Origin of the sequence: Kitasatospora sp. NBC_01266, from assembly GCF_036242395.1 — a bacterium.
Lineage (GTDB): Bacteria > Actinomycetota > Actinomycetes > Streptomycetales > Streptomycetaceae > Kitasatospora.
The window spans coordinates 6,206,946-6,230,603 of the sequence record NZ_CP108458.1 but is presented as its reverse complement, the minus strand read 5'-3'; the positions used below and the strand labels follow the sequence as shown (position 1 = coordinate 6,230,603).

Below are 23,658 nucleotides of genomic sequence, written 5' to 3'. Positions count from 1 at the left end.
GTCGCGAACCGGCGCCCGACCCAGCACAGGCGGACCGAGCGCCAGCTTAGCTTGGCCACGAACCCCACCAAGATCATGTCCTGGTGGGGTTCGTGCTCGCCGGACAGGCCTGAGGCTTGTTCTAGAAGGCGATCCGCACCTTGAGCGCGGTGCGGTCGTTCATCGCCTGGTAGCCGTCCGGCACGCCGTCCAGGCCCACCGTGCGGTCGAAGACCAGCCCCGGGTTGATGTCGCCGGCCAGCACATCGGCCAGCAGCTCCGGGATGTACGCGCGAGCCGGCGCCACGCCGCCGCCGAGCTGCACGTTGCGGCCGAACATCTGGCCGATGTCCACGCCCGCGCTGCCGCCGTGCGGCACGCCGACGTAGCCGACCGCGCCGCCGTCCCGGGCGATCGAGATCGCGGTGCGCATCGACTCCTCGGTGCCCACCGCCTCCAGCACCGCGTGTGCGCCCTGACCGCCGGTCAGCTCACGCACCGCCTCGATCGCCGCCTCGCCGCGTGCGGGCACCACGTCGGTGGCACCGAACTTCCGGGCGATCTCGGTGCGCGCCTCGTGCCGCCCCAGCGCGATGATCCGGCCGGCGCCCAGCCGGTGGGCGGCCAGCACCCCGCAGAGCCCGACCGCGCCGTCACCGACCACGGCGACCGTCGAGCCGGGCCGGACCCGGGCGGCGACGGCCGCGTGGTGCCCGGTGGCCATCACGTCGGAGAGCGCGAGCAGGCTGGGCAGCAGCGCCTCGTCGGTGGCCGCCTCCTTGGGCAGCTTGACCAGCGTGCCGTCGGCGAACGGCACCCGGACCGCCTCGCCCTGCCCGCCGTCCGAGCCGACGCTGCCCCAGAAGCCGCCGTGCGGGCAGGAGGTCTGCAGGCCGTCCCGGCAGTAGTCGCAGGTGCCGTCCGACCAGACGAACGGGGCCACCACGAAGTCGCCAACCCGGAAGCCGTCGACCGCCGCGCCCACCTCCTCGACGATGCCGAGGAACTCGTGTCCGATCCGCTGGCCGGCCACCCGGTCCGCCACGCCCCGGTAGGCCCACAGGTCGCTGCCGCAGATGCAGGCGTTCACCACCCGCACCACGGCATCGGTCGGCTGCTGGATCACCGGGTCGGGGACCTCTTCGATGCGGATGTCATTGGGGCCGTGAATCACGGTGGCGCGCATGGTGATGCCCTTCGGGTACCTGAATGAAATTCGTCCAGCAGTACGACCCGCCCCACCTGCCACTCTATTCCGCAGTCCCCCGCCAACGTGATCCACGCCGCATCGCCCGGCGTGCCGAGGAGTTCCGTCATCCGTCGAGGGCGCCGCCCCTTAAGCTGGTGCACCATGCATGCGCTCCAGCCCACGGCTAGCCCGATCCCCACGCAGCGCACCGGTGCATCCGAAGGCCCCGCGGGCTACGCGGTGGTCGACGTGGAGACCACGGGCCTGGGCCGCACCGACCGGGTGATCTCGGCAGGCGTCTACCGGCTCGACGCCGAGGGCGAGGTGGTCGACCACTGGTACACCCTGGTCAACCCCGAGCGCGATCCGGGCCCCGTCTGGATCCACGGCCTGACCAACGCGATGCTGGCCGACGCGCCGACCTTCCCGCAGATCGCCGAGGAGCTGTCCGAGTGGCTGCGCGACCGGGTGATGGTGGCCCACAACGCGCTCTTCGACTGGAACATGATCTCCCGTGAGTTCTCCCGGGCCGGGCTGCGCGCACCGGTGCAGCAGCGGCTCTGCACCATGGTCCTCTCCCGCGACCTGGGCCTGCCGCTGGCCAACGGCAAGCTCTCCACCCTGGCCGACTACTTCGGCGTCCAGCAGCGCCACGCGCACAACGCGCTGGACGACGCCCGGGTGCTCGCCGAGGCGTTCCGCCCCAGCCTGCACCTGGCCCGCAGCGGCGGCGTGCCGCTCCCGCTGACCACCTGCGTGGCCGTCACCGACCTCGGCGAGGACAGCCAGACCGCGAGTGCCTCGCCGGCTCGCGGCTCCTGGGGCGCCACCTCTTACCGGCCCGCCCGCAAGCGCCCGGCCTGCCCGTACCCGAACCCCGGGCGCTGGCAGCAGGACGGCCCGCTGATCCAGGGCATGCGGGTGGCGATCACCGGCGACACCGCCACCGACCGCGAGCTGCTGGAGGACCGCGCGATCGCGGCCGGCCTGCACATCGCGACCTCGGTGAGCCGGCTCACCAGCCTGCTGGTCACCAACGAGCCGGGCAGCTGGAGCGGCAAGGCCCGCAAGGCCCGCGAACTGGGCACCCCGACGATGGGCGAGGACGCGTTCCTGCAGCTGCTCGCCGATGTGGCAGCGCACCCGGGCAGCTGAGCCGCCCCGCCCGCCGCTGCGGCAGGATGGCCCCATGGATCTCGGATTGCACGACAAGGTGTACGTGGTCACCGGTGCCAGCCGCGGACTCGGCTTCGCCGCCGCCCGTGAGCTGGCCGCCGACGGCGCCAAGGTGCTGCTGACCGGCCGTCAGCAGCAGGCCCTGGACGCCGCCGTCGACTCCCTCGGCGGTGAGCCCACCGCCGCCGGCCTGGTCAGCGACAATGCCGACCCCGCGGCCGCCGAACGGATCGTCGCCACCGCGCTGGCGCGCTTCGGCCGGCTGGACGGCATCCTGATCAGCGTCGGCGGCCCGCCCGCCGGCTCGGTGCTCGACACGGCCGACCAGACCTGGCGCGACTCCTTCGAGACGGTCTTCCTCGGCGCGCTGCGGCTGGCCCGCGCGGCGGCCGCAGCGCTCGGCGAGGGCGGGGCGATCGCCTTCGTGCTCTCCAGCTCGGTGCGCGAGCCGCTCCCCAACCTGGGCGTCTCCAACGGCCTGCGGCCCGGCCTCGCGATGGCCGCCAAGGCCCTGGCCGGCGAACTCGGCCCGCGCGGCATCCGGGTGCTGGGCCTGCTGCCCGCCCGGATCGACACCGACCGGGTCCGCGAACTCGACGCGCTCGCCGCTGACCCCGACGCCGCCCGGAAGGCCGCCAGTGCCGGGATCCCGCTGGGGCGCTACGGCACCCCCGAGGAGTTCGGCAGGGTCGCCGCCTTCGCCCTCTCACCGGCCGCCTCCTACCTCACCGGCCTGATGATCCCGGTCGACGGCGGCGCGCTGCACACCTTCTGACCGCGCATCGCGAGGCCCGGGTCAGCTGACCCGGGCCTCGCGGCGGCCACGGCGGCGCTTCCGGGGGTGCGGCGGCGCGGGTGTCGGGGCAACCTGGATCCGCAGGTCCAGCGGCAGCTCGCCGGTACGACCCAGGGCCGCCGCCGCGTGCGCGGCCGGGCCGGCCCGGAAGGCGTCGACCACGGCCGGCACCCCCGCACCCGGCTCCAGCAGCAGGATCACCCGCAGCCGCAGCCGCCGACCCCGGCCGACCGGCGCCACCCGGGCCGCCGTGACCTGGGCCAGCTCCAGCGAGGCACCCTGCACGGCCTCGGCCAGCGCCTCCGCGCGCAGCCGCAACCGCAGGCCCGGCACGCCGGCCGTGGGCAGCTCCAGCTCCGCCGGGGTCGGCCGGCGCAGCTGGGCGAGCAGCCACCAGAGCGCGAGCAGCGCCAGCGCCACCAGCCCGGCGACGACCGCCGGCCACCACCAGCCCCGATCCCGCCACCGGGTGCGCTCAGCAGTGCTCAGCACGGGCCGGCCGGGCCGGGTCAGTGGCCACCAGCTCGGCGGTGTGACGCCCAGATGCCGGTACAGGCTGAGCCCGCCGGCCAGCACCAGCAGCGCGCCCAGCACCAGCAGCACCCCGATCACCCCGAGCAGCAGCCGGTTGACGGTGGCTCGACTCACCGCTGCACCACGTCCTCTCAGCCTCGGTCCAGTAGTTCGTCGGTCGGTGGTTCATCGGTCGCTGGTTCATCGGTCGGTCGGTGCCCCGCCGGTCAGTGCATCGCAGGCCGGTGCTTCGCCGGCCGCCCGCGCAGCCGCAGCGCCGGTTCCGGCAGCAGTCCCAGCCGGGACAGCTCGTGCCGCAGCACCACCTCGGCCCGCTCCAGATCCGCGCTGCCGTGGATGGTCACCCGCACCCGCCGCCGCCGCACTCGCACCCGGGCGGACGCCACCATCGGCAGCTCCAGCGCCCGGGTCTCCAGCAGCGCGGCCACCCCGAGCCGGTCAATCACCACTCCCGGGGCCTGCCGGAGCACCAGCCAGCGCCGGCCGCCCGAGGCGAAGGCCAGCCAGCACAACCAGCACCCGAGCAGCCCCACCAGCACCGCCCCGAGCAGCACCCAGCCGGAGTCCAGCTGCCGCGAGTCGAGCTGACCGGCCAGCCAGCGGCGCCAACTACCGGTCCGGTGCCCGGCCCAGCGCGAGGCGGCGTCATAGAGCAGCAGCCCCGCCCCGGCCAGCAGCGCGATCGCGACCAGCGCCGCCGCCCGGGTCCGCGGCGAGCGCGGCACCCGGAAGCCGGGTCCGCCGGCGCCCGCCGGTCCGGCCTCAGCCATCGGCGGCTCCATCCGACGAGGACCGGCCGCTGCTCCCCACCGGGTGCAGCCGCTCCACCACCACGACCACCTCGCGCGTCGGGATCCCGGTCAGCGTGCCAACCCGCTCGGCCACCTCCGCCCGCACCGCCGCCGCCCACCGGCCGAGGTCGGCCGGGAACGGCAGCTCCACCCCGACCCGCACCCGCGCGACCCCTTCGGCGACGGCCACCGTCACCCGGGGCGGATCGCCGACCCGGTCGGGGCCCAGCGCGTCGCGCGCCGCCAGCTCGGCGATCCGACTCAGCACCCGATCGGCGATCCGCAACTGCCCGCGCTGCGCGGGCGGGGTGCCGCGCCCGGTGTCACGCCCCCAGCCGGGCTCCATCGCGAACCCTCGGGCCGCGCCGGCGCCCGTCACCGGCGCCGGTCGCGGCCGCGCAGCAGGTCGCCGAGGTCCCCCAGGTCGATATCGCCCTCCAGGATCCGGCCGACCACGAAGCCGACCGCGCCGAGCGCGGCGACCAGCAGGAAGGCCGCGAATCCGCCGAAGTAGCCGGCGAAGCCCAGGGCCATGCCGACCACCGTGCCGATCAGGGCGAGATTCATCGTTGGGCTCCCAAGCCGAGTAGCTCCAGGCGGAGTGCGATGCGGGCTGCGATGCGATGCGAACTACGGTGTCGACCGGGCGGGGACTACTGGACCCGGGTGCGCCGGTCCGAGGGCGGCGGCTCCTCGTCCTCGTCCAGTTCGTCCGGCAGGTGCACGTCGTTGACCGCGATGTTCACCTCGACCACCTCCAGGCCGGTCATCCGCTCGACCGAGACGATGATGTTGCGCCGCACCGCCGCCGCCAGCTCCGGGATCACCACCCCGTACTCGACCACCAGCGCGATGTCGATCGCGGTCTGCCGCTCCCCCACCTCGGCCTTGATCCCGCGCGAGACGCTGGCCCGGCCGCCGGGCACCCGGTCGCGCATCGCGCCGAAGGTCCTGGCCAGTCCGGAACCGAGCGCGTAGATGCCGGGGACCTCGCGGGCCGCCATCCCGGCGATCTTCTCCACCACGCCGTCGGCCAGCACGGTGCGCCCGCGCTCCTCGGCGGGCGAACCGCCGTGCGCGGCGCCGTGCGGGGCACCATGCGGCAGGCCGGGCTTGGTCAGGTCGGACGGCTTGGGGGTCTCGGGCATGGGGGGTGCCTCCTGAAGGACGTCTCCAGCTATACCGCAATCTGCCCTAACTGTGACATTCCGCCACGGAACTCGCCCCTGGAGTCCCCCTGCGAACAGGGCATGGAAAAGGGCGGGGTCCGGCTCTCCCCCTCCGAGAGCCGGGCCCCGCCCAGTACCGTGCTGCCGACGCGGTGTCAGTCCCCGATGCCCGCCAGGTCCCGCAGCCGGCGTGCCTGCGCGGCCCGCTCGGCGGCCCGCTGCTCCTCGTAGGAACGGCCACCGGCGCCGAGCAGCAGCGCCTTGGTCTCGATCACCGCGGCGCGCGGCGCGGCGAGCAGTGCGGCGGCCAGGTCGCGGCCCGCCTCCTCCAACTGCTCGGCGCTCGGCACCACCAGGTTGGCCAGCCCGGTCGCGGCCGCCTCCGCCGCGTGCACCCAGCGGCCGGTGGCGCAGATCTCCAGCGCGCGGGCGTAGCCGACCAGGTCGGTCAGCGGCTTGGTGCCGGTCAGGTCGGGGACCAGGCCGAGCGAGGTCTCGCGCATCGAGAACTGGACGTCCTCGGCGCAGATCCGCAGGTCGCAGGAGAGCGCCAGCTGGAACCCGGCGCCGACCGCGTGGCCCTGCACCAACGCGATGCTGACCAGGTCCGGACGCCGCCACCAGCTGAACGCCTCCTGGAAGCCGGCGATCTGCGCGTCCAGCTCCTGGTCCGAACCGGCGGCCAGCGCCAGGAAGTTCGGCTCCCCGGGGATCCCCTCAGGGGTGAACATGGCCCGGTCCAGCCCGGCCGAGAAGGAGACGCCCTCGGCCCGCAGGACCACCACCCGGACCGTCGCGGGCAGCTCGCGGCCGATGGCGGCCAGCGCGCGCCACATCGCGGGCGTCTGCGCGTTGCGGCGCTTGGGGTGGCAGAGCGTGACCGTCGCGAACTCGCCCTCGACGTCGAGTCGGACGCCGGCCTCCTGCCACGCGGTCGAGTCGGCAGGGGTGGGGACGGGCGCGGTCATGGGCACCTCCGGCGAGGATCGGGGCAAGGCTCCAGCGCACTGCCCACTAGGTCTACCGGAGAGTAACTTATTGTCCGGGCCTTGGGTACCGCCCGGTGCTCAAGGGGCGTTCGTCCTGCGTCCGGACATGACGATCGGCGGCCGGACGAGTACTTGTCGCGGTCGCCGATACGTCGGGACGTGCTGACGGACTGTCGGAACCCGGTGTCGCCCGGTCACCGGCCGATCCACGGGGCGGATCAACACCCCGATCTGATGACCTGTCAGGAACCGGCTGCCGCAGCAGCCTTGGCCTTTCCACGCGTGGCGCCACCGCGACCCCGAAGGTTCACTCCGGACTCGCTCAGCATCCGGTGCACGAAGCCGTACGAGCGGCCGGTCTCCTCGGCCAGCGCACGAATGCTCGCCCCGGAGTCGTACTTCTTCTTCAGTTCGGCCGCGAGCTTCTCACGCGCGGCACCAGTCACCCGGCTGCCCTTTTTCAGAGTCTCGGCCACCCGTGCCTCCTCGTAGCTGTGCTCGGTCAGATTCCCATGATCACCCATCCCCAGCGTCCTGGCCACCCATTCGACAAGGTCTGTCCAGCGAAAAGGACGGCGCCCCGGAGTGATCTGATCGCGTCAGGGCGCTCACCCTGGGTGTGCGCGCCCCCGGCGAAATCCGGCCTGGTGGGCGAAAGAGCTGATCAGCAGGGTTGGCGGAGCGATGCCGCGAGCGGATCCGGATAAAACGGAATCTCTCCTGCCGACATTCCCGTTTGGGTCCGCTTGATGAGATGGCATCGGCCGGATGCATCAGCGCGCGTCTACTCAAACCGCACAGCCCGCGATCGGCGAACCGATCGCGGGCTGCGGAAGAAAGGGGCCCGATCAGCCCGGATCAGGGCCGTGAGCCGAATCAGCGCGGCAAGCCGGCTCAGGCCAGCGAGACCAGGTCGTGGTAGGCCGGGCTCCACAGGTCCTCGACGCCGTCCGGCAGCAGGATGATCCGCTCCGGCTGCAGCGCCTCGACCGCGCCCTCATCGTGGGTGACCAGCACCACCGCGCCGCTGAAGGAGTGCAGCGCGCCCAGGATCTCCTCGCGGCTGGCCGGGTCGAGGTTGTTGGTGGGCTCGTCGAGCAGCAGCACGTTGGCGCTGGAGACCACCAGGGAGGCCAGCGCGAGCCGGGTCTTCTCCCCGCCGGAGAGCACCCCGGCCGGCTTGTCGACATCGTCGCCGGAGAAGAGGAACGAACCCAGGATCTTGCGGATCTGCACCAGATCGGTGTCCGGTGCGGCGGAGCGCATGTTCTCCAGCACGGTGCGCTCGGGGTCGAGCGTCTCGTGCTCCTGGGCGTAGTAGCCGATCTTCAGGCCGTGGCCGGGGATCACCTCGCCGGTGTCCGGCTTCTCCACGCCCGCGAGCATCCGCAGCAGGGTGGTCTTGCCCGCGCCGTTGAGGCCGAGCACCACGACCCGCGAGCCGCGGTCGATCGCCAGGTCCACGCCCGCGAAGATCTCCAACGAGCCGTAGGACTTGGAGAGGTCGCTGGCCGTCAGCGGGGTCTTGCCGCACGGGGCCGGGTCCGGGAAGCGCAGCTTGGCGACCTTGTCCGACATCCGGACCTGCTCCAGACCGGAGAGCAGCTTCTCGGCGCGGCGGGCCATGTTCTGCGCGGCGACCGTCTTGGTGGCCTTGGCGCGCATCTTGTCGGCCTGCGCGTTGAGGGTCGCGGCCTTCTTCTCGGCGTTCGCCCGCTCGCGCTTGCGGCGCTTCTCGTCGTCCTCGCGCTGCTGCTGGTACTGCCGCCAGCCCATGTTGTAGATGTCGATGGCGGAGCGGTTGGCGTCCAGGTAGAAGACCTTGTTGACGACCGTCTCGACCAGCTCGACATCGTGCGAGATGACGATGAAGCCGCCCTTGTAGGTCTTCAGGAAGTCGCGCAGCCAGGCGATCGAGTCGGCGTCCAGGTGGTTGGTCGGCTCGTCGAGCAGCAGGATGTCGGAGTCCGAGAAGAGGATCCGGGCCAGCTCGACCCGGCGGCGCTGACCACCGGAGAGGGTGTGCAGCTCCTGGCCGAGGATCCGGTCGGGCAGACCGAGCGCGGCGGCGATGGTGGCGGCCTCGGCCTCGGCAGCGTAACCGCCCTTGGTGAGGAACTCGGTCTCCAGGCGGGCGTACTTCTTCATCGCGTTGTCGCGGGTGGCGCCCTTGCCGTTGGCCATCCGCTCCTCGTTCTCGCGCATCTTCTTCAGCACGCTGTCGAGGCCGCGGGCGGAGAGGATCCGGTCGCGGGCGAGCACGTCCAAGTCGCCGGTGCGCGGGTCCTGCGGCAGGTAGCCGACCTCGCCGGAGCGGGTGACGGTGCCACCGGCCGGGATGCCCTCACCGGCCAGCACCTTGGTCAGCGTGGTCTTGCCGGCACCGTTGCGGCCGACCAGGCCGATCCGGTCACCGGGGGCGACCCGGAAGCTGGCGGACTCGATCAGAACCCGGGCGCCGGCGCGCAGTTCGAGGGCGTTGGCGGAAATCATGGCTGGAAGTACTCCTGAAGCTGGGCGGCCCGTGGCGCGCGGAGCGCGGCGCGGCCGGGCACGGGGGTGCGGCGGGGGTCAGGGCGTGCTGGACGGTCCGGCGCGGCAGCCGACCGCACATGCTGGCGCGGGCCGGGAGCCTCACCGGCTGCCGCCGCTAATGCCCGAGGAGAACAGCCATGGGCGCCAGTCTACCGGGCGCCCCGAGCATGCTCGGCGAAATATCCGCGGGCGCCCGACCGGTCAGGGCCGATGGGCCCGACCCGTCAGTGGTCGGCGGGGGCCGGCACCGCCACCGGGCAGCCGTCCTGCGGCTGGACCGCGGCGAACGGTGCCTCGGGGCTGTCGCACGGGATCGCCGAGGCGCCCTGCTCGGTGTCGAAGACCCGGCTGCCGACCAGCGGTCCGTCGTCGATCAGCACCCGCTTGGCGTCCAGCCTGGTGATCTTCACCTTCGGGCCGGCGTTGAGCACGTAGCCGTGGCCGTCCAGCCGGAAGCCGGTGATCGAGCCGGGCAGCGGGTGACCCGAGCCGGTGGTGCCGGTGCAGGCGCGCGGGACCAGCACCGCGATGTCGGTGTCCACCGCGCGCAGCGGGTCGTAGACGCAGCCGCTCTGCGGCTGGGCGTTGAACCTGAGATCTCCGTCACGGTCGCGGAAGCCCATGGTCAGGCTCGGGGTGAGCACCTGGACCCAGGGCTCGGGCTCGCTGGCGACCTGCACCGCCGCGGCGGCGCGCTGCAGTTCGAGCTGCTTGCGCTGGGCCTCGGTGCGCTGGTCGGCGCCGGGCTCGCCGTTGCCCTGCAGCCAGTCGGACAGGCCCGGCACCGAGCGGTGCCAGCGGACCTGGTGGTCGTCGATCTCCACCGAGGTGACCATGCCGTCGTCCCAGACCACCACGGCGCTCTGGTCCAGCAGCGTGACGTGCAGGGCGGTGGCACCGTCGCGGCGGTAGGACCAGAGCAGCGCGCCGCTGGACGGGTCGTACGCCTCCAGCCCCGGGCCCACCCGGAAGTCCGGGACGGCCGGAGCGGCGGACTGCGCGCCCACCGGGCTGGCCTGGGCGTTGCCGGGCGCCGAGACCTGGTCGCCGAACGGAACCGGGCGGTTGGCGTGCGCGGCGGCGCCGACGCCGAGCACCAGCAGCACGGCCATGGCGGGCAGGGCCGACCGGGGGGTCAGAGTACGAAACGGCTTCCAGGACACCTCGGGAGGGTACCTGGTGGGCGCTCGGCCGTCAGCATGGTGGTGCCGCCCGACGGGTCCGCGGGCGGATTACCGGACACTCGGCGGGGGTCATTCGGGTGGGCCCGGCGCAGGTCACCGCGGGTCGCGGCCGGTCGCGGTGGGCCGAGGCGGGCCGGGCGGCGGGGGCCATCGACGCGGCAGAACCGGCTGACAATCGGTCAGGACGGCAACCGGAGCCAGTCGAGATCGGCCAGGCTCGCGATAAGTGTCCACTTTGGGGTGACATTCGGCTTTTCTGACGGCAGATCAGCTTACTGTCGGTAGGCGGATGCGTGCGACACGCATCCGAGTCCGGCGTCCCGCTGGACCAGTTCCGTGCTGGAGGAGAGACCATGCGAATCGGCCGTCCGGCGCTGGCCGCCGCCGCGCTGCTGCTGCTCACCACGGCCGGACTCACCTCCGGCGGCACCCCGCTGAGCACGGCCGACCGCGGCCCCGCCGCCGTCGACGGTGCTGACGCGTCCGCGATGCGACCGCGCGCCGCCGCACCCAGGCCGAACACCCGGCGGGCCGACCACGAAGTGCCGTTCGGCGCCTTCGTCGGCTCCTGGGACGAGTACATTCCGCAGATCGCCAGGTTCTCCGCCTGGCTGAACGGCGCCAACCTCCAGGTCGGCCACACCTATCTGGCCGGAAACAGCTGGAGCGACATCGAGGGCGACACCAAGATGCTGGCCTTCTGGTCGCAGTGGCGGCTCGCCCAGCACGGCCGGACCCTGGTGCTCAACGTGCCGATGCTGGTCCCCAACGAGGGCGACCTGCCCGACGACCAGGTCGCCCAACTGCTCGACCAGGGCGCACAGGGCGCCTACGACCAGCACTTCCACAAGCTCGCCCGGAAGCTGGTGGCGCTCGGCGGCGGCGACACGGTGATCGTGCTCGGCTGGGAGATGAACGGCATCACCTACACCAGCCGCTGCAAGCCCGACCCGACCGCGTGGAAGGCGTACTGGCGGCGGATCGTCGACGTGATGCGCTCGGTGCCCGGGCAGCGGTTCCGGTTCGACTTCACCCCCAACCGGGGGCGGGACGCGATCGCCTGGACCAAGTGCTACCCCGGTGACGACGTGGTGGACGTGATCGGCACCGACAGCTACGACCAGCCGGCCGGCGCGACCTTCGACCAGTACGTGCACGAGCCCTACGGCCTCGAGGATCAGGTGGAGTTCGCCGCCAAGCGCGGCAAGCCGGTCTCGTACCCGGAGTGGGGGCTGTTCCGGAACGGGGACAACCCGGAGTTCGTGCGCCGGATGGTCGAGTGGATGCGCACCCACGACACGCTGTACCAGACCGTCACCGACTACTGTCCGCACGGCTTCTGGGAGTGCCGCAGCAACCCGCGCTCGAGTTCCGTCTACCGGCAGCTGATGAGCGGATCCCAGAGCGCGGCGACGCCCACTCCGACGCCGGCCCCGACCGAGGCGCCGTGCTTCCAGCTGCCGCCGGGGCTGTTCGGCAACCTGCCAGGCCTGCGCCCGCCGCTGCTGCCGCACTTCTGCCAGGGGCTGAGGATGGCTCCGTCGGCGACCGATCAGGCGAGCGACCCGGCGAGCGCCCCGGGGACCGCGTCCGAGGCGGCGGCCCTCCCTTCCCCGTCGGCCGCCGACTCCGACTCCGCTTCGGCGGCCCCGTCACCGTCGGTGTCCCCGGCGCCGTCCGCGAGCGGGTCGGCGTCGGCCTCAACGTCGGCGTCGGCGTCCGCTTCGGCCTCGGCCTCGGTCAGCGGCGGCCGAGCAGCGCGCGCAGCCGGGTGACCGGTCCGCGCAGGTGCGGGACGGCCGCCGCGCGGGCCCGGACCAGGGCCAGCCGCAGGCTCAGCGCGCCGGCGAGGTGGGCGGGCCCGAGCAGCAGGCGGTGGTTGCGTTCGCGCTCCGGGCGCCAGCGCTCCTTGTACGGCTCCTCGCCGCGCATCAGGCTCAGCTCCGGGATGCCCGCGCGGACCGCCTCCTCCAGCGAGGTGCCGAAGAGCAGGCCCGCGATGTCGATCCGCTCCCGCAGCCCCGGGTGCGCGCCGTAGAGATAGAGACCGGCGAAGGAGGGGCAGAGCAGCAGCAGGTCGACCGCCATCAGCTCGTCGTCCAGGTAGTAGCGGTAGACCACCGCCTGCCCGAGCCGGGCGAGCCCCGCGGTGGACTCGCACAGGTGGGCCGCGAAGCGTTCGCTGACGTGCTCGGCGGTGACCGTGCGGCTCTCCCACTGCAGGGCGTGCAGCCGCAGCAGGTCGCCCATCGCGGCCCCGACCTGGTCGACCGGCACCCGCCGGGCCACCACCCCGGCCTCCAGCAGCTTGCGCTGCTTGGCCCGGCTGCGCTGCGCGGTGCGGCCCGGCAGCCGGCCGAGCAGCTGGTCCATCGGGACGGCGGGCAGGTGCTGGCAGACCGAGTCGAGCAGCTGGTGGCGCCGCCCGTCCCAGTGCGCGTAGACCTGGTGCGCCGCCGAGCCGGGCCGCACCTCCCGCAGCTCCAGGGCCTGCCAGGGGCGGCGCAGCGGCAGCGCGCGGGCCAGCTCGGCGGCGGCCTGGGCGGCACAGGAGTCGTCCAGCAGGACGTCGGTGAAGTCGATCAGCCGACCGCCGAGCGCGGTGAGGCTGCCGGTGCGGCCGGCGGCGAACGCGGCGGCGGCCACCAGCTCGCCGTCCCGGCGGACCAGCAGCACGCGCAGCCGACCGGGGTGGCCGTAGGCACGCCACCAGGACGCCTGCCAGGCGGCGGCCTGGAACGGGGTGGCGGTGCGGCAGCGGGCGGCGAGCGCGTCCCACTCCCCGGCGACACGGGTCAGGGTGTCGTCCGCGCGGTGCAGCTCGGTGGTCCAGCGCGGGGCGGGCGAGCGCGCCTCGCCCGGCTCGGCCGGGGTCCGCGGCGCCGGGGGGCCGGCCGGCCCGGCTGCCGAAGGCTCCGGGGACTCCGGGGGCTCCGGGGATGAGGTCGGTTCCCGGATCGGTTGCGGCGACGTCACTTGGCACTCCCGGCGGGCTCGGCCTGCTGCACGGCACCCGCGCCGGTGCCGTCCGTGGCGGACGCCGGCGCGGGCACGGTCGCGACGGGCGCTGACGATGATGCCGCCCCGCCCGTCCTGCGGCGCGGCATCATCGCCAGCGCCCCCACCAGCACGCCCGCCGCGCCACCGACCGCGACGTCGAGTCGGCGGCTCGGGGTGGTCGGCTTGTCCGGCTCCGCGGCGGCGGCCAGCGGGACCAGCTTCACCCCGGTCTCCTTGCTGCTGGTGTTCGCGAACGAGATCAGGGCCTTGGCCACCGCGTCGGCCGCCTTCACCGCGTCACCCGGGCGTCCGCCGTTTCCGGCGATCTCGATCACCGGGGCGTCCGGCGAGGTGGTCCCGGCGACCAGGCCGGCGAGTTCGGCGCTGCTGCGGCCCGCGTCGGGGGCGGCCAGCTCCAGGACCTGGGGCTGGGCCGCCAGCCGGCCGTACGCCTGGGCGAAGTTGACCGCGAGCCCGGCCTCGGCGGTGCTGTCCGGGACCACCACCACATAGGAGTTGGCCGTGTAGACCGCCGGTGCGACCAGCGCGTAGCCGGCCCCGGCGATCGCGCCCAGCGGGACGGCGGCGGCCAGCGGCCACCAGCGGCGGGCCAGCGTGCGCAGGCCGGGCGCGCGATCGGTACCCGGGTTGCCGCCTCGGTCGGTTCCTCGTTCCGTGCCGTTCATTCTCAGGACTCCATCCCGGCCGGGACCGGCCCCGCGGCCCGTCCCAACCGCTCGTACAGCTCGCCCAGTTGGCCGGCTGTTCGGACAATGTCGTAGTGCGCCACGGCGGGTGGCCTGGGCAGCGGGACGGCGAGCGGTGCCGGGCCGAGGGCCAGCAGCGCCTCCTGGTAGGCGGCCACCGTGGAGGGCAGCTTGCGGGCGCCGGGGGCGGCTTCGGCGGGCAGCTCCTCCAGCGCCGGGCAGCCGCTGTGCAGCACCGGCAGTCCCGCTGCCAGGCCTTCCAGCACCGCCAGGCCGAAGGTCTCCTCGACGGAGGGTGCGGCCAGCACGTCCATCGCGCTCAACAGCTCCGGCACGTCGGTCCGTTCGCCGATCAGCAGGACCCGCGAGCCGATCCCGAGGGTGCGGGCCAGCTCGGTCAGCGCCGCCCGCTCGGGCCCCTCGCCCACCAGCAGCAGCACCGCGCCCGGCAGCACGGTCAGCGCCGAGACCAGCACGTCGAACCGCTTCCCGGGTACCAGGCGGCCCACCGCGCCGACCACGAAGGCCTCCGCCGAGAGCCCCAACTTCCGCCGGATCTCGACGCGTTGCTCCCAGGGCACGGCGAACCCGGCCGCCTCGATGCCGTTCGGCAGCACCGCCACCCGCTGCCCCGGCACACCCCAGGCGGCCAGCGTCCCGGCCACCCGGCCGGAGACCGCCACCGTGGTGACCCCCAGCCGTTCGGCCGCCAGGTAGAGGGACTTGACGCCGGCGCCGACCGGGCGTCCCTCGATCGTCCCGGCGTGCAGCGAGTGCTCGGTGGCCAGCACCGCGCGCACCCCGGCCAGCCGGGCCGCCAACCGCCCGTAGAGGCCGGCCCGGTAGAGATGGGTGTGCACCACGTCGTAGCGCCCGCGCCGGATCAGCCGCACCAGCCGGGGCAGTACCGCCAGGTCCCGGTTGCCGCGCATCGCCAGGTCGTGCACCGTGACGCCGTCCGCGCGCAGCGCCGCCGCCACGCTGCCCGGGTTGGTCAGGGTCGCCACCTCGCAGTCGACGGACGACGGCAGGTGACGGATCGTCAGCAGCAGCTGCTGTTCGGCGCCGCCCGCGGCCAGGCCGGTGATCACGTGCAGCACCCTCATCGCGCCGTCCCCCGGCGCCGCAGCTCGGTGACCAGGTCCCGCAGGCCGTGCCGGCCGCGTTTGGCGCGCAACCGCCAGGCGCCGTCACGGTCGCCGACGTAGCAGCGGGGCAGCGCGAAGCGGCCGGCCAGCGCGCTGTGGCCGATCGCCACCGCGTAGTCGTAGCCGGCCTCCCGGACGGCCCGGGTGGCGCGCTCGTCCACCGCCCCGTACGGGTAGCAGAAGCCGTCGACCGGACCGCCGAGCAGCTCGGCCAGCGCCTGCCGGCTGTTCCGGACCTCGGCGGCCAGCAGCTCGGCGGGCAGCCCCGGCAGCGCCAGGTGGCTCATCCCGTGCGAGCCGATCTCCCATCCGGTGTCGGCGAGTTCGCGCACCTGCTCGACGGTGAGCAGCGCCTTGCGCGGGCCCTTGACGTCCCAGAAGTTGTCGCCACCCAGGCGGTCGGCCACCACGTAGGCGGTCGCGGTGAACCCGTAGCCGCGCAGCACCGGGACCACGTGGCGGGCGAAGTCGGCGTAGCCGTCGTCGAAGGTCAGGCCGACCAGCCGGTCCCGCCGGCCGGCGGCCCGCGCGGCCAGCAGTTCGCGCATGCTGACGCCGCGCCAGCCCCGGGCGGCCAGCCAGCGCATCTGGGCGGCGAACCGGTCGGGGCTGACCGTGAGCAGGTACGGATCCTCCTCCTCCTCGGCCACCGAGTGGTACATCAGGATCCACGGCCGACCGGACCGGCGGCCGGGAGCGGTCGCCTGCCGAGGCGGATGGGGACGGCGAGTGAGTTCAACGACCATCGGGCAAGGTTCCTTCCTCCAACGGGTCATCCCCCACCGCCGAACCGCTGATCGGCGTGCTCGTCCCCCGGAGTGCGGCCGCCGACCGGCGGACCGGGCCGCTCAGCTCACGGGCGCCGAGCAGCGTGCCGAGCGCCAGGTAGACCGCGAGCACGCTCGCGCCCCCCGCGATCAGCGACAGCGCCGCCGGGTGCACCGCGCGGGCCACGCAGCCGCCGGTCAGCGCCGCGCCCGCCGCGGCCAGCAGCAACCTGGCCTGGCCGCCAAGCACTTGCGGCATCCGCAGCGCGATGCCGCGCAGCGCGAGTCCGCGCAGCAGCAGCACGGCGGTGGTGGTGATGCCCGCCGCGTTGCCGGCCGCCAGCCCCAGTTCGCCGAAGTGATGGATCGTCAGCAGCCCGACCAGGGTGGTGACCAGCAGCCCGACCGTCATCGCGGCGACCGGGTACCAGTCGAGCAGCCACCGCCCCGCGGCCGTGGCCGTGCGCCGGTCGTCGGCCCGGCGGACGGCCGGCCGCATCGAGAAGAACGGCCGCACCATGACCCCGATCAGCGCCTGGGCGAGCAGCCCGAAGCTGTAGACCTGGATCACCTGTGCGGTGGCGGCGGCGTCGGCCGCGCCGAAGGCGCCGCGCTGGAAGAGCAGCGAGACCACGGCGGGCGCGCAGGCGATCAGGAAGGCGGTGCCGGCCAGCACCACCGCCGCCGCCTGGCCGAGGTCCTTCTCCACCCGGTCCCGGGCGGCCGGCAGGTCGCCGGCCGCCAGCGCCCGGGCGACCAGCGGGAAGGTGACCGTGCAGATCAGGATCGCGGTGGTCATCGCCAACTGGGAGACCTTGGCCGCGTAGTTGAGGTGCGAGATGGTCCCGGCCGGCAGGGTCGAGCCGAGGTAGCGCTCGATGAAGACCTGGGACTGCCGGGTCAGCGTGAAGGCGGCCACCGGCAGCAGCGCGAGCGGGTTGAGCAGCAGTCCGCGTCCGCCGGCGGCGGCCCGCCCCCGGCCGCCGGGGCCGCGGCGCAGGGCGCGGACGAACGGACCGACCAGCACCCCGGCCAGCAGCAGGCTGCCGAAGGCCACCCCGAGCGCCGCCGCCCGCACGCCGAGCAGCAGGTGGCAGGTGGTCAGCACGGCGAGGATGCCCAGGTTGTAGGCCACGTAGATGGCCGCCGGGGCGGTGAACCGGTGGTGCGCGCGCAGTGCGGCGCCCAGGTAGCCGGCCACGCCGAACGGCAGGATGGTCACGGCGGTGATCCGGGTGCAGGTGATCGCGAGCGCCGGGTCGGCCAGGCCGGGGGCCAGCGTGTGCACCACCTCGGGCGCCCAGAGCATGGTGGCCCCGGAGAGCGCGCACAGCCCGGCGAGCAGCCAGGGCAGCGTGTCGACGGTCAACTGCCTTACCGGGTCCGGCCCGTCGGGCCGCTCCTCGCGCAGCACCAGGGCCAGACTGAAGGCCGGGACCATCAGGAACGCCATCGCGTCCTCGATCAGCAGCGGCGCGGCCGTCTCGGGCACGGTCCAGGAGACCAGGAAGGCGTCCGTGCCCTCGTCCGCCCCGAAGTAGCGGGCCAGCAGCAGATCGCGCAGCAGTCCGAGCGCCGAGCCGGCCGCGCTGAGCAGCGCGGTGATGCCGAAGGCCTTGGCGACGAAGGACGGGCCGCGCTCCACCGGCGCCGGTGCCACCGGCGGCGCGGGGCGCACTTCCTGACTGAGTGTCATACCTGCTGCTCTCGCTCGGCCGGCAGCGCCCACCAGGCCGCCACGCCCAGGATCACCGAGGTCAGCACGGTGGTGGTGCCGCCGATGTCGGCATAGAGGAAGTCGACCAGCACCCAGCAGAGCAGGCCGAGCGCCGCCGGGCCGGCGCCGCCCCGGCGGCGCAGGCAGCCGAGCAGCAGGGCGAGGAAGAGCCCGCCGTAGGCGATGATGCCGACCAGGCCCTGCTCGCAGAGCACCAGGAAGTACATGTTGTGCGGCGAGAGCAGCGGTTCGCGCTCGAAGCCGATGGTGGAGTCGGCCGCGTCGCTGCCGGAGGAGAGCCGCAGCGGGGCGTGCGAGTCGCGCAGCTGCGGGAAGCTCTTCGGGCCGGCGCCGGTGACCGGGTGGTCGGCCCAGATCGAGCGGGCGGTGGCCCACAGGTCGTAGCGGTCGCTGACCGAGTGGTCCTCGTTGCCGCCGGAGACCGTGCCGATGCTGTCCAGCCGCTCGGTCACCCCGCCGCCGCCCACGCCGAGCCCGCCGACCGCCACGATCGCCGCCGCCAGGCCCAGCACCGCCCAGCGCAGCGCGAGCCGGGCATCGGCCTTGAGCAGCAGCACGGTGACCGCGACCGCCGTGGCGATCCAGCTGCCCCGGCTGAACGAGACCGCGAGCGGGAACACCAGGAAGGCCGTCGAGGCGAGCAGACAGCGCCGTGCCAAGCTGCCCTGACGCATCGTCAGTCCGAGGGCCAGGGCCGCCAGCAGGCCGAAGCTGACCACCCCGGACATCGCCATGATGTCGAGCGCGCCGAAGGTGCCGACCGCCCGGATCGGCTCCCCGGTGTAGGAGGCGCCGGTCTTGGTGAGGTACTGCTCCGCCCCGACCCCGCCCTCGATCAGCGCGGCCAGCACGAAGGCGCCGAGCACCAGGTGCAGATCGGTGCGGTCGCGCAGCGCGGCCAGCACGGCGGCCGGCACCAGGACGAAGATCTGCACCAGCCGGACGAAGCCGGTCAGGCTGGCGGACGGGTCGATCGAGGTCACGGTGGCGGCGGCAGCGGCGCAGACCACCCCGGCGAAGACCAGGCAGGCCGGCCTGCTCAGGCCCAGCTCGCGGCCGCGCAGCAGGTCGAGGGCGAGCAGCGCGACCAGGGCCAGCGAGGCGAGGTCGGCGGGGGTGATGTGGACGGCCGCCGTCACGTTCTCCTCGCCGGTCGGCACGCAGACCAGCAGGACGGTCGCGGCGGCCAGCAGGCTAGGGCGGCGCAGCGGCGCGGTGACCAGGGCGCGCAGCAGCTCGGGCCAGGGCCGATCCAGGCGTAACGCGGGTCCGCTCGGCAGGGTCAGGGCCACGGTGGGTCAGCTCCCGTCCGGACGGAGCATCAGCGCGGCGGTGCGCAGCAGGATCTTGACGTCCTGCCAGAGGCTCCAGCTCTCGATGTAGTGGTTGTCGAAGCGGGCCCGGTCCTCGATCGAGGTGTCCCCGCGCAGCCCGTTCACCTGGGCCAGGCCGGTCAGCCCGACCGGGACCCGGTGCCGGTCGGCGTACTCCGGGTAGGCCTGGCTGAACCGCATGACGAAGTAAGGGCGTTCGGGGCGCGGGCCGACCAGGGTCATGTCGCCGCGCAGCACGTTCCACAGCTGCGGCAGCTCGTCCAGCGAGCTGCGGCGCAGCAGCCGGCCGACCGGGCTCATCCGGTGGTCCTGGGCGATGTTCCAGTGGGTGGCCGACTCGTGCTCGTTGCTCGGGCGCAGGGTGCGGAACTTGAGCAGGGTGAAGACCCGGCCGTCCAGCCCGGTGCGCTGCTGGCGGAAGAGCACGCCGGGGCCGGTGTCCAGGCGCACCGCGAGCGCGCACAGGGCCAGCAGCGGGGAGATGGCGAGCAGTCCGAGGGCGGCGGCGGCGATGTCCACCGCCCGCTTGAGCAGCCAGCCGGGGCGGCGCGGCGGTGTCCGGGACAGCCGCAGGCAGGGGTAGCCCCAGAGGTGGTCGGCCGGCCGGCCCGCCGCACCGAATCCGCCGTGCTCGCGCAGGCCGGGGACCAGCCAGACCTGGCAGCCGAGCCGGACCGCCTCGCGCATCGCGCCGGCCGTCTCCTGCTCGTCGGCGGCGCCGGCGGTGGCGATCAGCCGCACCACCCCGTGCCGGCGCAGCTCGCGCTCCAGCGCCTCGGGGCCGCCGAGGACGGGCAGCGGGGAGTCGCCGGGCAGCAGCACCGGGTCCTGGTCCAGGTAGCCGACCGGGCGCATCCCGTACTCGGGGTGCTCGCGCAGGGTGCTCGCGATCCGCTGACCGAGCGGTCCGGCGCCGAGCACCAGGACCGGCACCGGGCGGCGGCGGCGCAGTCGGCGCAGCAGTCCGTAGACCACCGCCCGGCCAAGTGCGGCCAGCGTCACCAGGGCGGTGAGCAGGGCCAGCAGCCGGGCCCAGCAGGCCGGGCCGCCGGACGGCCAGCCGGCGCCCAGGCAGTCGCAGAGGGTGATCGCGAAGGCGAGCGCCACGGCGGCCCGGCCGATCAGCGCGGGCAGCTCGTCGAGTGCGGAGGGGCTCATCCGGGTGCGGTAGAGCCCGCCGGCCAGGTACAGCGGCAGCAGGATCGGCAGCAGCGCGGCGGCGGCGCCCAGCGGGTGGGCCCGCGCGGAGGCGCAGCCGATCGAACTCGCGCACAGGGCCAGCAGGTCGACCACGCCCAGCGCCACGGGGAGCAGCCCGGCCGAGCGCAGGCCCCGCCGGTGCCGGCCGAGCTGACCGGCACTGCGAGCCTGCGGCGGTCGCCGGGCGGGCCGGTCGAGCAGTTCGGTCGCGAGCCGCCGACCGCCGACCGCGGGTCGCCCAGGCCGCGGCACACTCTCGTGGTCAATGGTCATCGCGCACGAACTCCCCTGCAGTGTGCCCTTGGTGGCGGATTTCGCGGTACCGTTCGTCCTCAGTCGCCCGAATTCGCACAACTCGCACAGGAACTCGATGGAAGTTCTCGTACTTTTGGAACGAAGTGGGCAAAATCAGACATTACCGAGCGACGGCTAAATTCCCGGAAGTTGATGGGGAGTTGACTCGCCGGTTCATTCCACCCGCCCATTAATCGGAATTTCCGACTTGGCCGCTGGGCACGGCCCGAACGAGTGATCGACCACGTCGCCCCTACCGAACAACCTGCACGTCACTGCCTGAGAAACGATCAGATCCGCGCGGAGACACGGGGAGTCGGCTGGCCCTCGGTGATCGACTTCTGATACAGCTCCGACACCCGGGTGATCATGGTGCGCACGTCATGCCGGCCCGCCACCCAAGCGCGCGCCGCCATCCCGCGCCGGGCGCACTCCAGCGGATCCGCCAGCGCTTCGGCCAACGCGTTCGTCAGCGCCGCCGGGTCCTCGGCCGGCAGCAGCGAGACCTCCCGCTGCTCCGGCGGCAGCTGCTCGCGGGCCCCTGGGACGTCGGTCAGGATGACCGGGCGGGCCATCGCCATCGCCTCCAGCGGCGCCAGCGCCATCCCCTCCCAGCGCGAGGGCAGCACCACCAGGTCGGCTGCCGCCAGCCACGGGCGCGGATCCGCCACCTCGCCCGCCAGCCGCACCCGGTACGGCTCCGGCAGTGCTCGGGCCTGCGCGGCCAGCGCCTGCGCGTCCGGCCCGCCGCCGACCAGCGCCAGCCGCGCGCCCGGCACCCGGCGCAGCACTGCCGGCCAGCTGGCGAGCAGCAGGTCCTGGCCCTTCTGCCGGCACAGTCGCCCGACGCAGACCGCCAGCGGCTCGGACAGGTCCAGCCCCAGCGAGAGCCGCGCGGCCCGGCGCTCGGCGGGTGTGTGGTGCTCCAGGTCGACCCCGTTGGGGACCACGGTGAACGGGGCGCTGATCCCGGCCGCCTCGCCGTCCAGCCGCTCCTGCTCGCTGACGCAGAGCACGGCCGCCGCCCAGCGGGTGGCGTACCGCTCCCAGCGGGTACTGGCGGTGGCGAGCGCGCCGGTGGCGGCGGCGAAGGACCAGGCGTGCGGCTGGAAGACGGTCGGCAGCCGGCCGCGCAGGGCGAGACGGCCGGCCAGGCCGGCCTTGGCGCTGTGCAGGTGGACCAGGTCGGGCGCCGCCGTGTGCACCAGCCGGCGCAGCCGGGCGGCCTCGCCCGGCACGCTCGCCCCGGGCGAACGGCGGGCCGGCCACTCCAGCAGCTCGGCCCCGGCGGCGGCGGCCCGGGGCCCGAGCCGGCCGCCGGGCGGGCAGGCGACCAGCACCCGGTGGCCGGCCACGCGCTGACCCCGGACCAGATCGGTGACCACCTGGGCCACCCCGCCGTCCACCGGCTGGGAAACGTGAAGGATCGTCAGATTCACGGCCGCGAGCCTAGGGTGGCGCGGCACGCCGGTTCGCGCAGCATCACTCCCCCGGGGGCGCGGTCCACCCGTACGAGCTGTAAGTCGTACGGATGTCCGGCCCGCTGGTCCCAGCTGAGCCGGGGGTGCTGCTCCAGGTGGCCGACGAGGCTGCTTCAGGCGGCTGCTTCAGGTGGCTACTTCAGGTGGTCGGCGAGCCGGTTCAGCACCTCGTCGTGGATCCGGTTCAGGCCCTTGGGAGCGAAGGTGCGCTCGAAGAAGCCGCCGATGCCGCCGGCGCCCTGCCAGGTGGTGTCGATCGCCACGGTGGTCTGACCGGCGCCCGCCGAGGAGACCGTCCAGGTGATCGCCATCGAGGAGTTGGCGTCCTTCTCCACCAGCTTCCCGGCGGACGGCGCGGAGACGGTGAAGAGGCAGTCGCGGACCCGCTTCTCGGTGGCCTGCAGCCGCCAGTGCACCTGGGTACCGGCGCCGACGCCGCCCGCGCGGACCTCGTACTCGCTGTACTGCGCGGGCAGCAACGTGGGCCGGACCGTGCTGTAGTCGGCGATCGCCTCGTACACCTGCTCGGGGGTGGCGGGGTAGGTCCGCTCAGTGTGGGCGTGGACCTCGGCCATGGCGGGGCTCCTTCGGGGGTTTGGGGGCGTGGGCGATTCGTCGCGGGACAGCCAACCACACGCGGCCGGTGGGCTCGGCGCGGACCTCGGCCACCGCCGGAGACCCGGGCGGGAAATTCGGGCCGGGCCGCGCGGCGGCCGGTCTAGGCTGAGCGGGTGTCTGCTGACCTGCCCCGGGTGACCGCCCTGCACTACCTCGCCCCGCTGCGGGCCGGCGGTTCGGTGCCCGCCATCGTCGAGACCGACGACCTGGGCACCTACGTGGTCAAGTTCACCGGCGCCGCGCAGGGCCGCAAGGCGCTGGTGGCCGAGGTGATCGTGGGCGAGCTGGCCCGGCGGCTGGGCCTGCGTGTGCCCGAGCTGGTGCTGGTCGACTTCGACCCGGCGGTGGCCGAGCACGAGCCCGACGCCGAGATCCAGGACCTGCTGCGGGCCAGCGCCGGCCTCAACCTCGGGATGGACTACCTGCCGGGGGCGCACGACTTCAAGCCCGGCGCGGCCAAGCCCGGCATGGCCAAGCCCGGCACCGCCGGCGCGGCCGACGCGCTCGCCGTCGGTCCGCTGGAGGCCGGGCGGCTGGTCTGGCTGGACGCGTTGACCGCCAACGTCGACCGCACCCGGGCCAACCCCAACCTGATGGTCTGGCACCACCGCCTCTGGCTGATCGACAACGGCGCCGCCCTGGTCTTCCACCACCGCTGGTCCGGCGCGGCCTCGGCCGTGGACCGCGCCTACGACCTGAGCGGCCACGCACTGGGCGACTACCACCCCGACGTCGCGGCGGCCGACGCCGAGCTGGCCCCGCAGGTGACCGAGGAGCTGCTGCGCGAGGTGCTGGCCCTGGTGCCGGACCAGTGGCTGGAGATCGAGGAGGGCTTCGCCGACGTGGCCGAGCTGCGCGAGGCCTACGTCCGGCAGCTGGCCGCGCGGGCCGCCGTCTCCGAGCGCTGGCTGCCGCGCACTTTCGCGACCGAGGCGGAGCTGGCAGCCACCGAGGCCGCTCGGGCCAAGCGCACGGCGGCCGGGCGGCCCGCCTGGCTGCAGCAGGTGCCGGACCTGCACGGGAAGTAGC

At 74.1% G+C, this 23,658-nt stretch carries 23 protein-coding genes; 4 read left to right on the top strand and 19 right to left on the bottom strand.

Features of this window, described 5'->3' with window-relative positions:
* Window positions 1-121 precede the first annotated feature (121 nt).
* A complete protein-coding gene (locus OG403_RS27030; RefSeq protein WP_329568746.1) occupies window positions 122-1,165 on the bottom strand; it encodes a zinc-dependent alcohol dehydrogenase family protein in 1,044 nt (347 codons plus the stop codon).
* Window positions 1,166-1,330: 165 nt separating this feature from the next.
* Between OG403_RS27030 and OG403_RS27025 the strand changes: the two genes are divergently transcribed.
* Together OG403_RS27025 and OG403_RS27020 are read left to right on the top strand one after the other, a co-directional pair.
* On the top strand, window positions 1,331-2,323 hold the full coding sequence (locus tag OG403_RS27025) for a DEDDh family exonuclease (protein WP_329568744.1): 993 nt from the start codon (window positions 1,331-1,333) through the stop codon (window positions 2,321-2,323).
* 34 nt (window positions 2,324-2,357) lie between these two features.
* Entirely contained in the window at window positions 2,358-3,119 is a 762-nt protein-coding gene (locus OG403_RS27020) for an SDR family oxidoreductase (protein WP_329568742.1), read from the top strand.
* Between the two features lie 21 nt (window positions 3,120-3,140).
* On the opposite strand, the gene OG403_RS27015 is transcribed toward OG403_RS27020, so the two are convergent.
* From OG403_RS27015 to OG403_RS26975, 9 genes are all read right to left on the bottom strand, one after another.
* The gene (locus tag OG403_RS27015; protein WP_329568740.1) at window positions 3,141-3,788 is read right to left on the bottom strand and encodes an alkaline shock response membrane anchor protein AmaP; all 648 of its coding nucleotides are present in this window, start codon (window positions 3,786-3,788) and stop codon (window positions 3,141-3,143) included.
* A 92-nt stretch (window positions 3,789-3,880) separates the two neighbouring features.
* A complete protein-coding gene (locus OG403_RS27010) occupies window positions 3,881-4,444 on the bottom strand; it encodes a DUF6286 domain-containing protein (RefSeq protein ID WP_329568738.1) in 564 nt (187 codons plus the stop codon).
* Window positions 4,437-4,811, bottom strand: a complete 375-nt coding sequence (locus tag OG403_RS27005; RefSeq protein ID WP_329568736.1) for a hypothetical protein — start codon at window positions 4,809-4,811, stop codon at window positions 4,437-4,439. The genes OG403_RS27010 and OG403_RS27005 overlap by 8 nt, the downstream gene beginning before the upstream one ends.
* Before the next feature lie 29 nt (window positions 4,812-4,840).
* Window positions 4,841-5,032: a hypothetical protein gene (locus OG403_RS27000; protein ID WP_329568734.1), complete on the bottom strand. Its 192-nt coding sequence runs from the start codon at window positions 5,030-5,032 to the stop codon at window positions 4,841-4,843.
* A gap of 86 nt (window positions 5,033-5,118) precedes the next feature.
* The gene (locus OG403_RS26995; RefSeq protein WP_329568732.1) at window positions 5,119-5,613 is read right to left on the bottom strand and encodes an Asp23/Gls24 family envelope stress response protein; all 495 of its coding nucleotides are present in this window, start codon (window positions 5,611-5,613) and stop codon (window positions 5,119-5,121) included.
* Between the two features lie 176 nt (window positions 5,614-5,789).
* Complete coding sequence (locus tag OG403_RS26990; RefSeq protein WP_329568730.1) at window positions 5,790-6,602, bottom strand: enoyl-CoA hydratase/isomerase family protein; 813 nt, start codon at window positions 6,600-6,602, stop codon at window positions 5,790-5,792.
* Between the two features lie 263 nt (window positions 6,603-6,865).
* On the bottom strand, window positions 6,866-7,099 hold the full coding sequence (locus tag OG403_RS26985) for a helix-turn-helix domain-containing protein (RefSeq protein ID WP_035843861.1): 234 nt from the start codon (window positions 7,097-7,099) through the stop codon (window positions 6,866-6,868).
* Window positions 7,100-7,517: 418 nt separating this feature from the next.
* Entirely contained in the window at window positions 7,518-9,116 is a 1,599-nt protein-coding gene (locus OG403_RS26980) for an ABC-F family ATP-binding cassette domain-containing protein (RefSeq protein ID WP_329568724.1), read from the bottom strand.
* A 266-nt stretch (window positions 9,117-9,382) separates the two neighbouring features.
* Window positions 9,383-10,321: a hypothetical protein gene (locus OG403_RS26975; protein ID WP_329568722.1), complete on the bottom strand. Its 939-nt coding sequence runs from the start codon at window positions 10,319-10,321 to the stop codon at window positions 9,383-9,385.
* A 374-nt stretch (window positions 10,322-10,695) separates the two neighbouring features.
* Here OG403_RS26975 and OG403_RS26970 point away from each other — a divergent pair, with 374 nt between their 5' ends.
* On the top strand, window positions 10,696-12,117 hold the full coding sequence (locus OG403_RS26970) for a glycoside hydrolase family 26 protein (protein WP_442910995.1): 1,422 nt from the start codon (window positions 10,696-10,698) through the stop codon (window positions 12,115-12,117).
* Here the strand turns inward: OG403_RS26970 and OG403_RS26965 are convergent.
* The 9 genes from OG403_RS26965 to OG403_RS26925 form a co-directional block, all read right to left on the bottom strand.
* Window positions 12,083-13,318 (bottom strand): GNAT family N-acetyltransferase, encoded by a 1,236-nt coding sequence (locus OG403_RS26965; protein WP_329568720.1) that lies wholly within the window; start codon window positions 13,316-13,318, stop codon window positions 12,083-12,085. The genes OG403_RS26970 and OG403_RS26965 overlap by 35 nt on opposite strands.
* Complete coding sequence (locus tag OG403_RS26960) at window positions 13,315-14,028, bottom strand: Wzz/FepE/Etk N-terminal domain-containing protein (RefSeq protein ID WP_329568718.1); 714 nt, start codon at window positions 14,026-14,028, stop codon at window positions 13,315-13,317. The genes OG403_RS26965 and OG403_RS26960 overlap by 4 nt, the downstream gene beginning before the upstream one ends.
* Before the next feature lie 2 nt (window positions 14,029-14,030).
* Window positions 14,031-15,155 (bottom strand): glycosyltransferase, encoded by a 1,125-nt coding sequence (locus OG403_RS26955; protein ID WP_329568716.1) that lies wholly within the window; start codon window positions 15,153-15,155, stop codon window positions 14,031-14,033.
* Window positions 15,152-15,859 (bottom strand): polysaccharide deacetylase family protein, encoded by a 708-nt coding sequence (locus OG403_RS26950; RefSeq protein WP_329568714.1) that lies wholly within the window; start codon window positions 15,857-15,859, stop codon window positions 15,152-15,154. The genes OG403_RS26955 and OG403_RS26950 overlap by 4 nt, the downstream gene beginning before the upstream one ends.
* A 73-nt stretch (window positions 15,860-15,932) precedes the next feature.
* Window positions 15,933-17,660 carry a lipid II flippase MurJ gene (locus OG403_RS26945; protein ID WP_329568712.1) on the bottom strand — a complete coding sequence of 576 codons (1,728 nt, stop codon included), beginning with the start codon at window positions 17,658-17,660 and terminating at the stop codon, window positions 15,933-15,935.
* Window positions 17,657-18,994, bottom strand: a complete 1,338-nt coding sequence (locus OG403_RS26940; RefSeq protein ID WP_329568710.1) for an O-antigen ligase family protein — start codon at window positions 18,992-18,994, stop codon at window positions 17,657-17,659. The genes OG403_RS26945 and OG403_RS26940 overlap by 4 nt, the downstream gene beginning before the upstream one ends.
* Window positions 18,995-19,000: 6 nt before the next feature.
* Window positions 19,001-20,509 (bottom strand): sugar transferase, encoded by a 1,509-nt coding sequence (locus tag OG403_RS26935; RefSeq protein WP_329568708.1) that lies wholly within the window; start codon window positions 20,507-20,509, stop codon window positions 19,001-19,003.
* A 311-nt stretch (window positions 20,510-20,820) separates the two neighbouring features.
* Window positions 20,821-21,969, bottom strand: a complete 1,149-nt coding sequence (locus OG403_RS26930; RefSeq protein ID WP_442910994.1) for a glycosyltransferase family 4 protein — start codon at window positions 21,967-21,969, stop codon at window positions 20,821-20,823.
* A 176-nt stretch (window positions 21,970-22,145) separates the two neighbouring features.
* The gene (locus OG403_RS26925) at window positions 22,146-22,586 is read right to left on the bottom strand and encodes an SRPBCC family protein (protein ID WP_329568706.1); all 441 of its coding nucleotides are present in this window, start codon (window positions 22,584-22,586) and stop codon (window positions 22,146-22,148) included.
* A gap of 156 nt (window positions 22,587-22,742) precedes the next feature.
* Here OG403_RS26925 and OG403_RS26920 point away from each other — a divergent pair, with 156 nt between their 5' ends.
* Window positions 22,743-23,657, top strand: coding sequence for a HipA family kinase (locus OG403_RS26920; protein ID WP_329568704.1), 915 nt, complete (start codon window positions 22,743-22,745; stop codon window positions 23,655-23,657).
* Window position 23,658: the final 1 nt, after the last annotated feature.

Excerpts from the sequence above, each read along its gene's own strand:
- OG403_RS27030 (WP_329568746.1), bottom strand. The coding sequence starts at position 1,165 with ATGCGCGCCACCGTGATTCACGGCCCCAATGACATCCGCATCGAAGAG.
- OG403_RS27025 (WP_329568744.1), top strand. The coding sequence starts at position 1,331 with ATGCATGCGCTCCAGCCCACGGCTAGCCCGATCCCCACGCAGCGCACC.
- OG403_RS27020 (WP_329568742.1), top strand. The coding sequence starts at position 2,358 with ATGGATCTCGGATTGCACGACAAGGTGTACGTGGTCACCGGTGCCAGC.
- OG403_RS27010 (WP_329568738.1), bottom strand. The coding sequence starts at position 4,444 with ATGGCTGAGGCCGGACCGGCGGGCGCCGGCGGACCCGGCTTCCGGGTG.
- OG403_RS27005 (WP_329568736.1), bottom strand. The coding sequence starts at position 4,811 with ATGGAGCCCGGCTGGGGGCGTGACACCGGGCGCGGCACCCCGCCCGCG.
- OG403_RS27000 (WP_329568734.1), bottom strand. The coding sequence starts at position 5,032 with ATGAATCTCGCCCTGATCGGCACGGTGGTCGGCATGGCCCTGGGCTTC.
- OG403_RS26995 (WP_329568732.1), bottom strand. The coding sequence starts at position 5,613 with ATGCCCGAGACCCCCAAGCCGTCCGACCTGACCAAGCCCGGCCTGCCG.
- OG403_RS26990 (WP_329568730.1), bottom strand. The coding sequence starts at position 6,602 with ATGACCGCGCCCGTCCCCACCCCTGCCGACTCGACCGCGTGGCAGGAG.
- OG403_RS26980 (WP_329568724.1), bottom strand. The coding sequence starts at position 9,116 with ATGATTTCCGCCAACGCCCTCGAACTGCGCGCCGGCGCCCGGGTTCTG.
- OG403_RS26970 (WP_442910995.1), top strand. The coding sequence starts at position 10,696 with ATGCGAATCGGCCGTCCGGCGCTGGCCGCCGCCGCGCTGCTGCTGCTC.
- OG403_RS26960 (WP_329568718.1), bottom strand. The coding sequence starts at position 14,028 with ATGAACGGCACGGAACGAGGAACCGACCGAGGCGGCAACCCGGGTACC.
- OG403_RS26955 (WP_329568716.1), bottom strand. The coding sequence starts at position 15,155 with ATGAGGGTGCTGCACGTGATCACCGGCCTGGCCGCGGGCGGCGCCGAA.
- OG403_RS26950 (WP_329568714.1), bottom strand. The coding sequence starts at position 15,859 with ATGTACCACTCGGTGGCCGAGGAGGAGGAGGATCCGTACCTGCTCACG.
- OG403_RS26945 (WP_329568712.1), bottom strand. The coding sequence starts at position 17,660 with ATGACACTCAGTCAGGAAGTGCGCCCCGCGCCGCCGGTGGCACCGGCG.
- OG403_RS26935 (WP_329568708.1), bottom strand. The coding sequence starts at position 20,509 with ATGACCATTGACCACGAGAGTGTGCCGCGGCCTGGGCGACCCGCGGTC.
- OG403_RS26925 (WP_329568706.1), bottom strand. The coding sequence starts at position 22,586 with ATGGCCGAGGTCCACGCCCACACTGAGCGGACCTACCCCGCCACCCCC.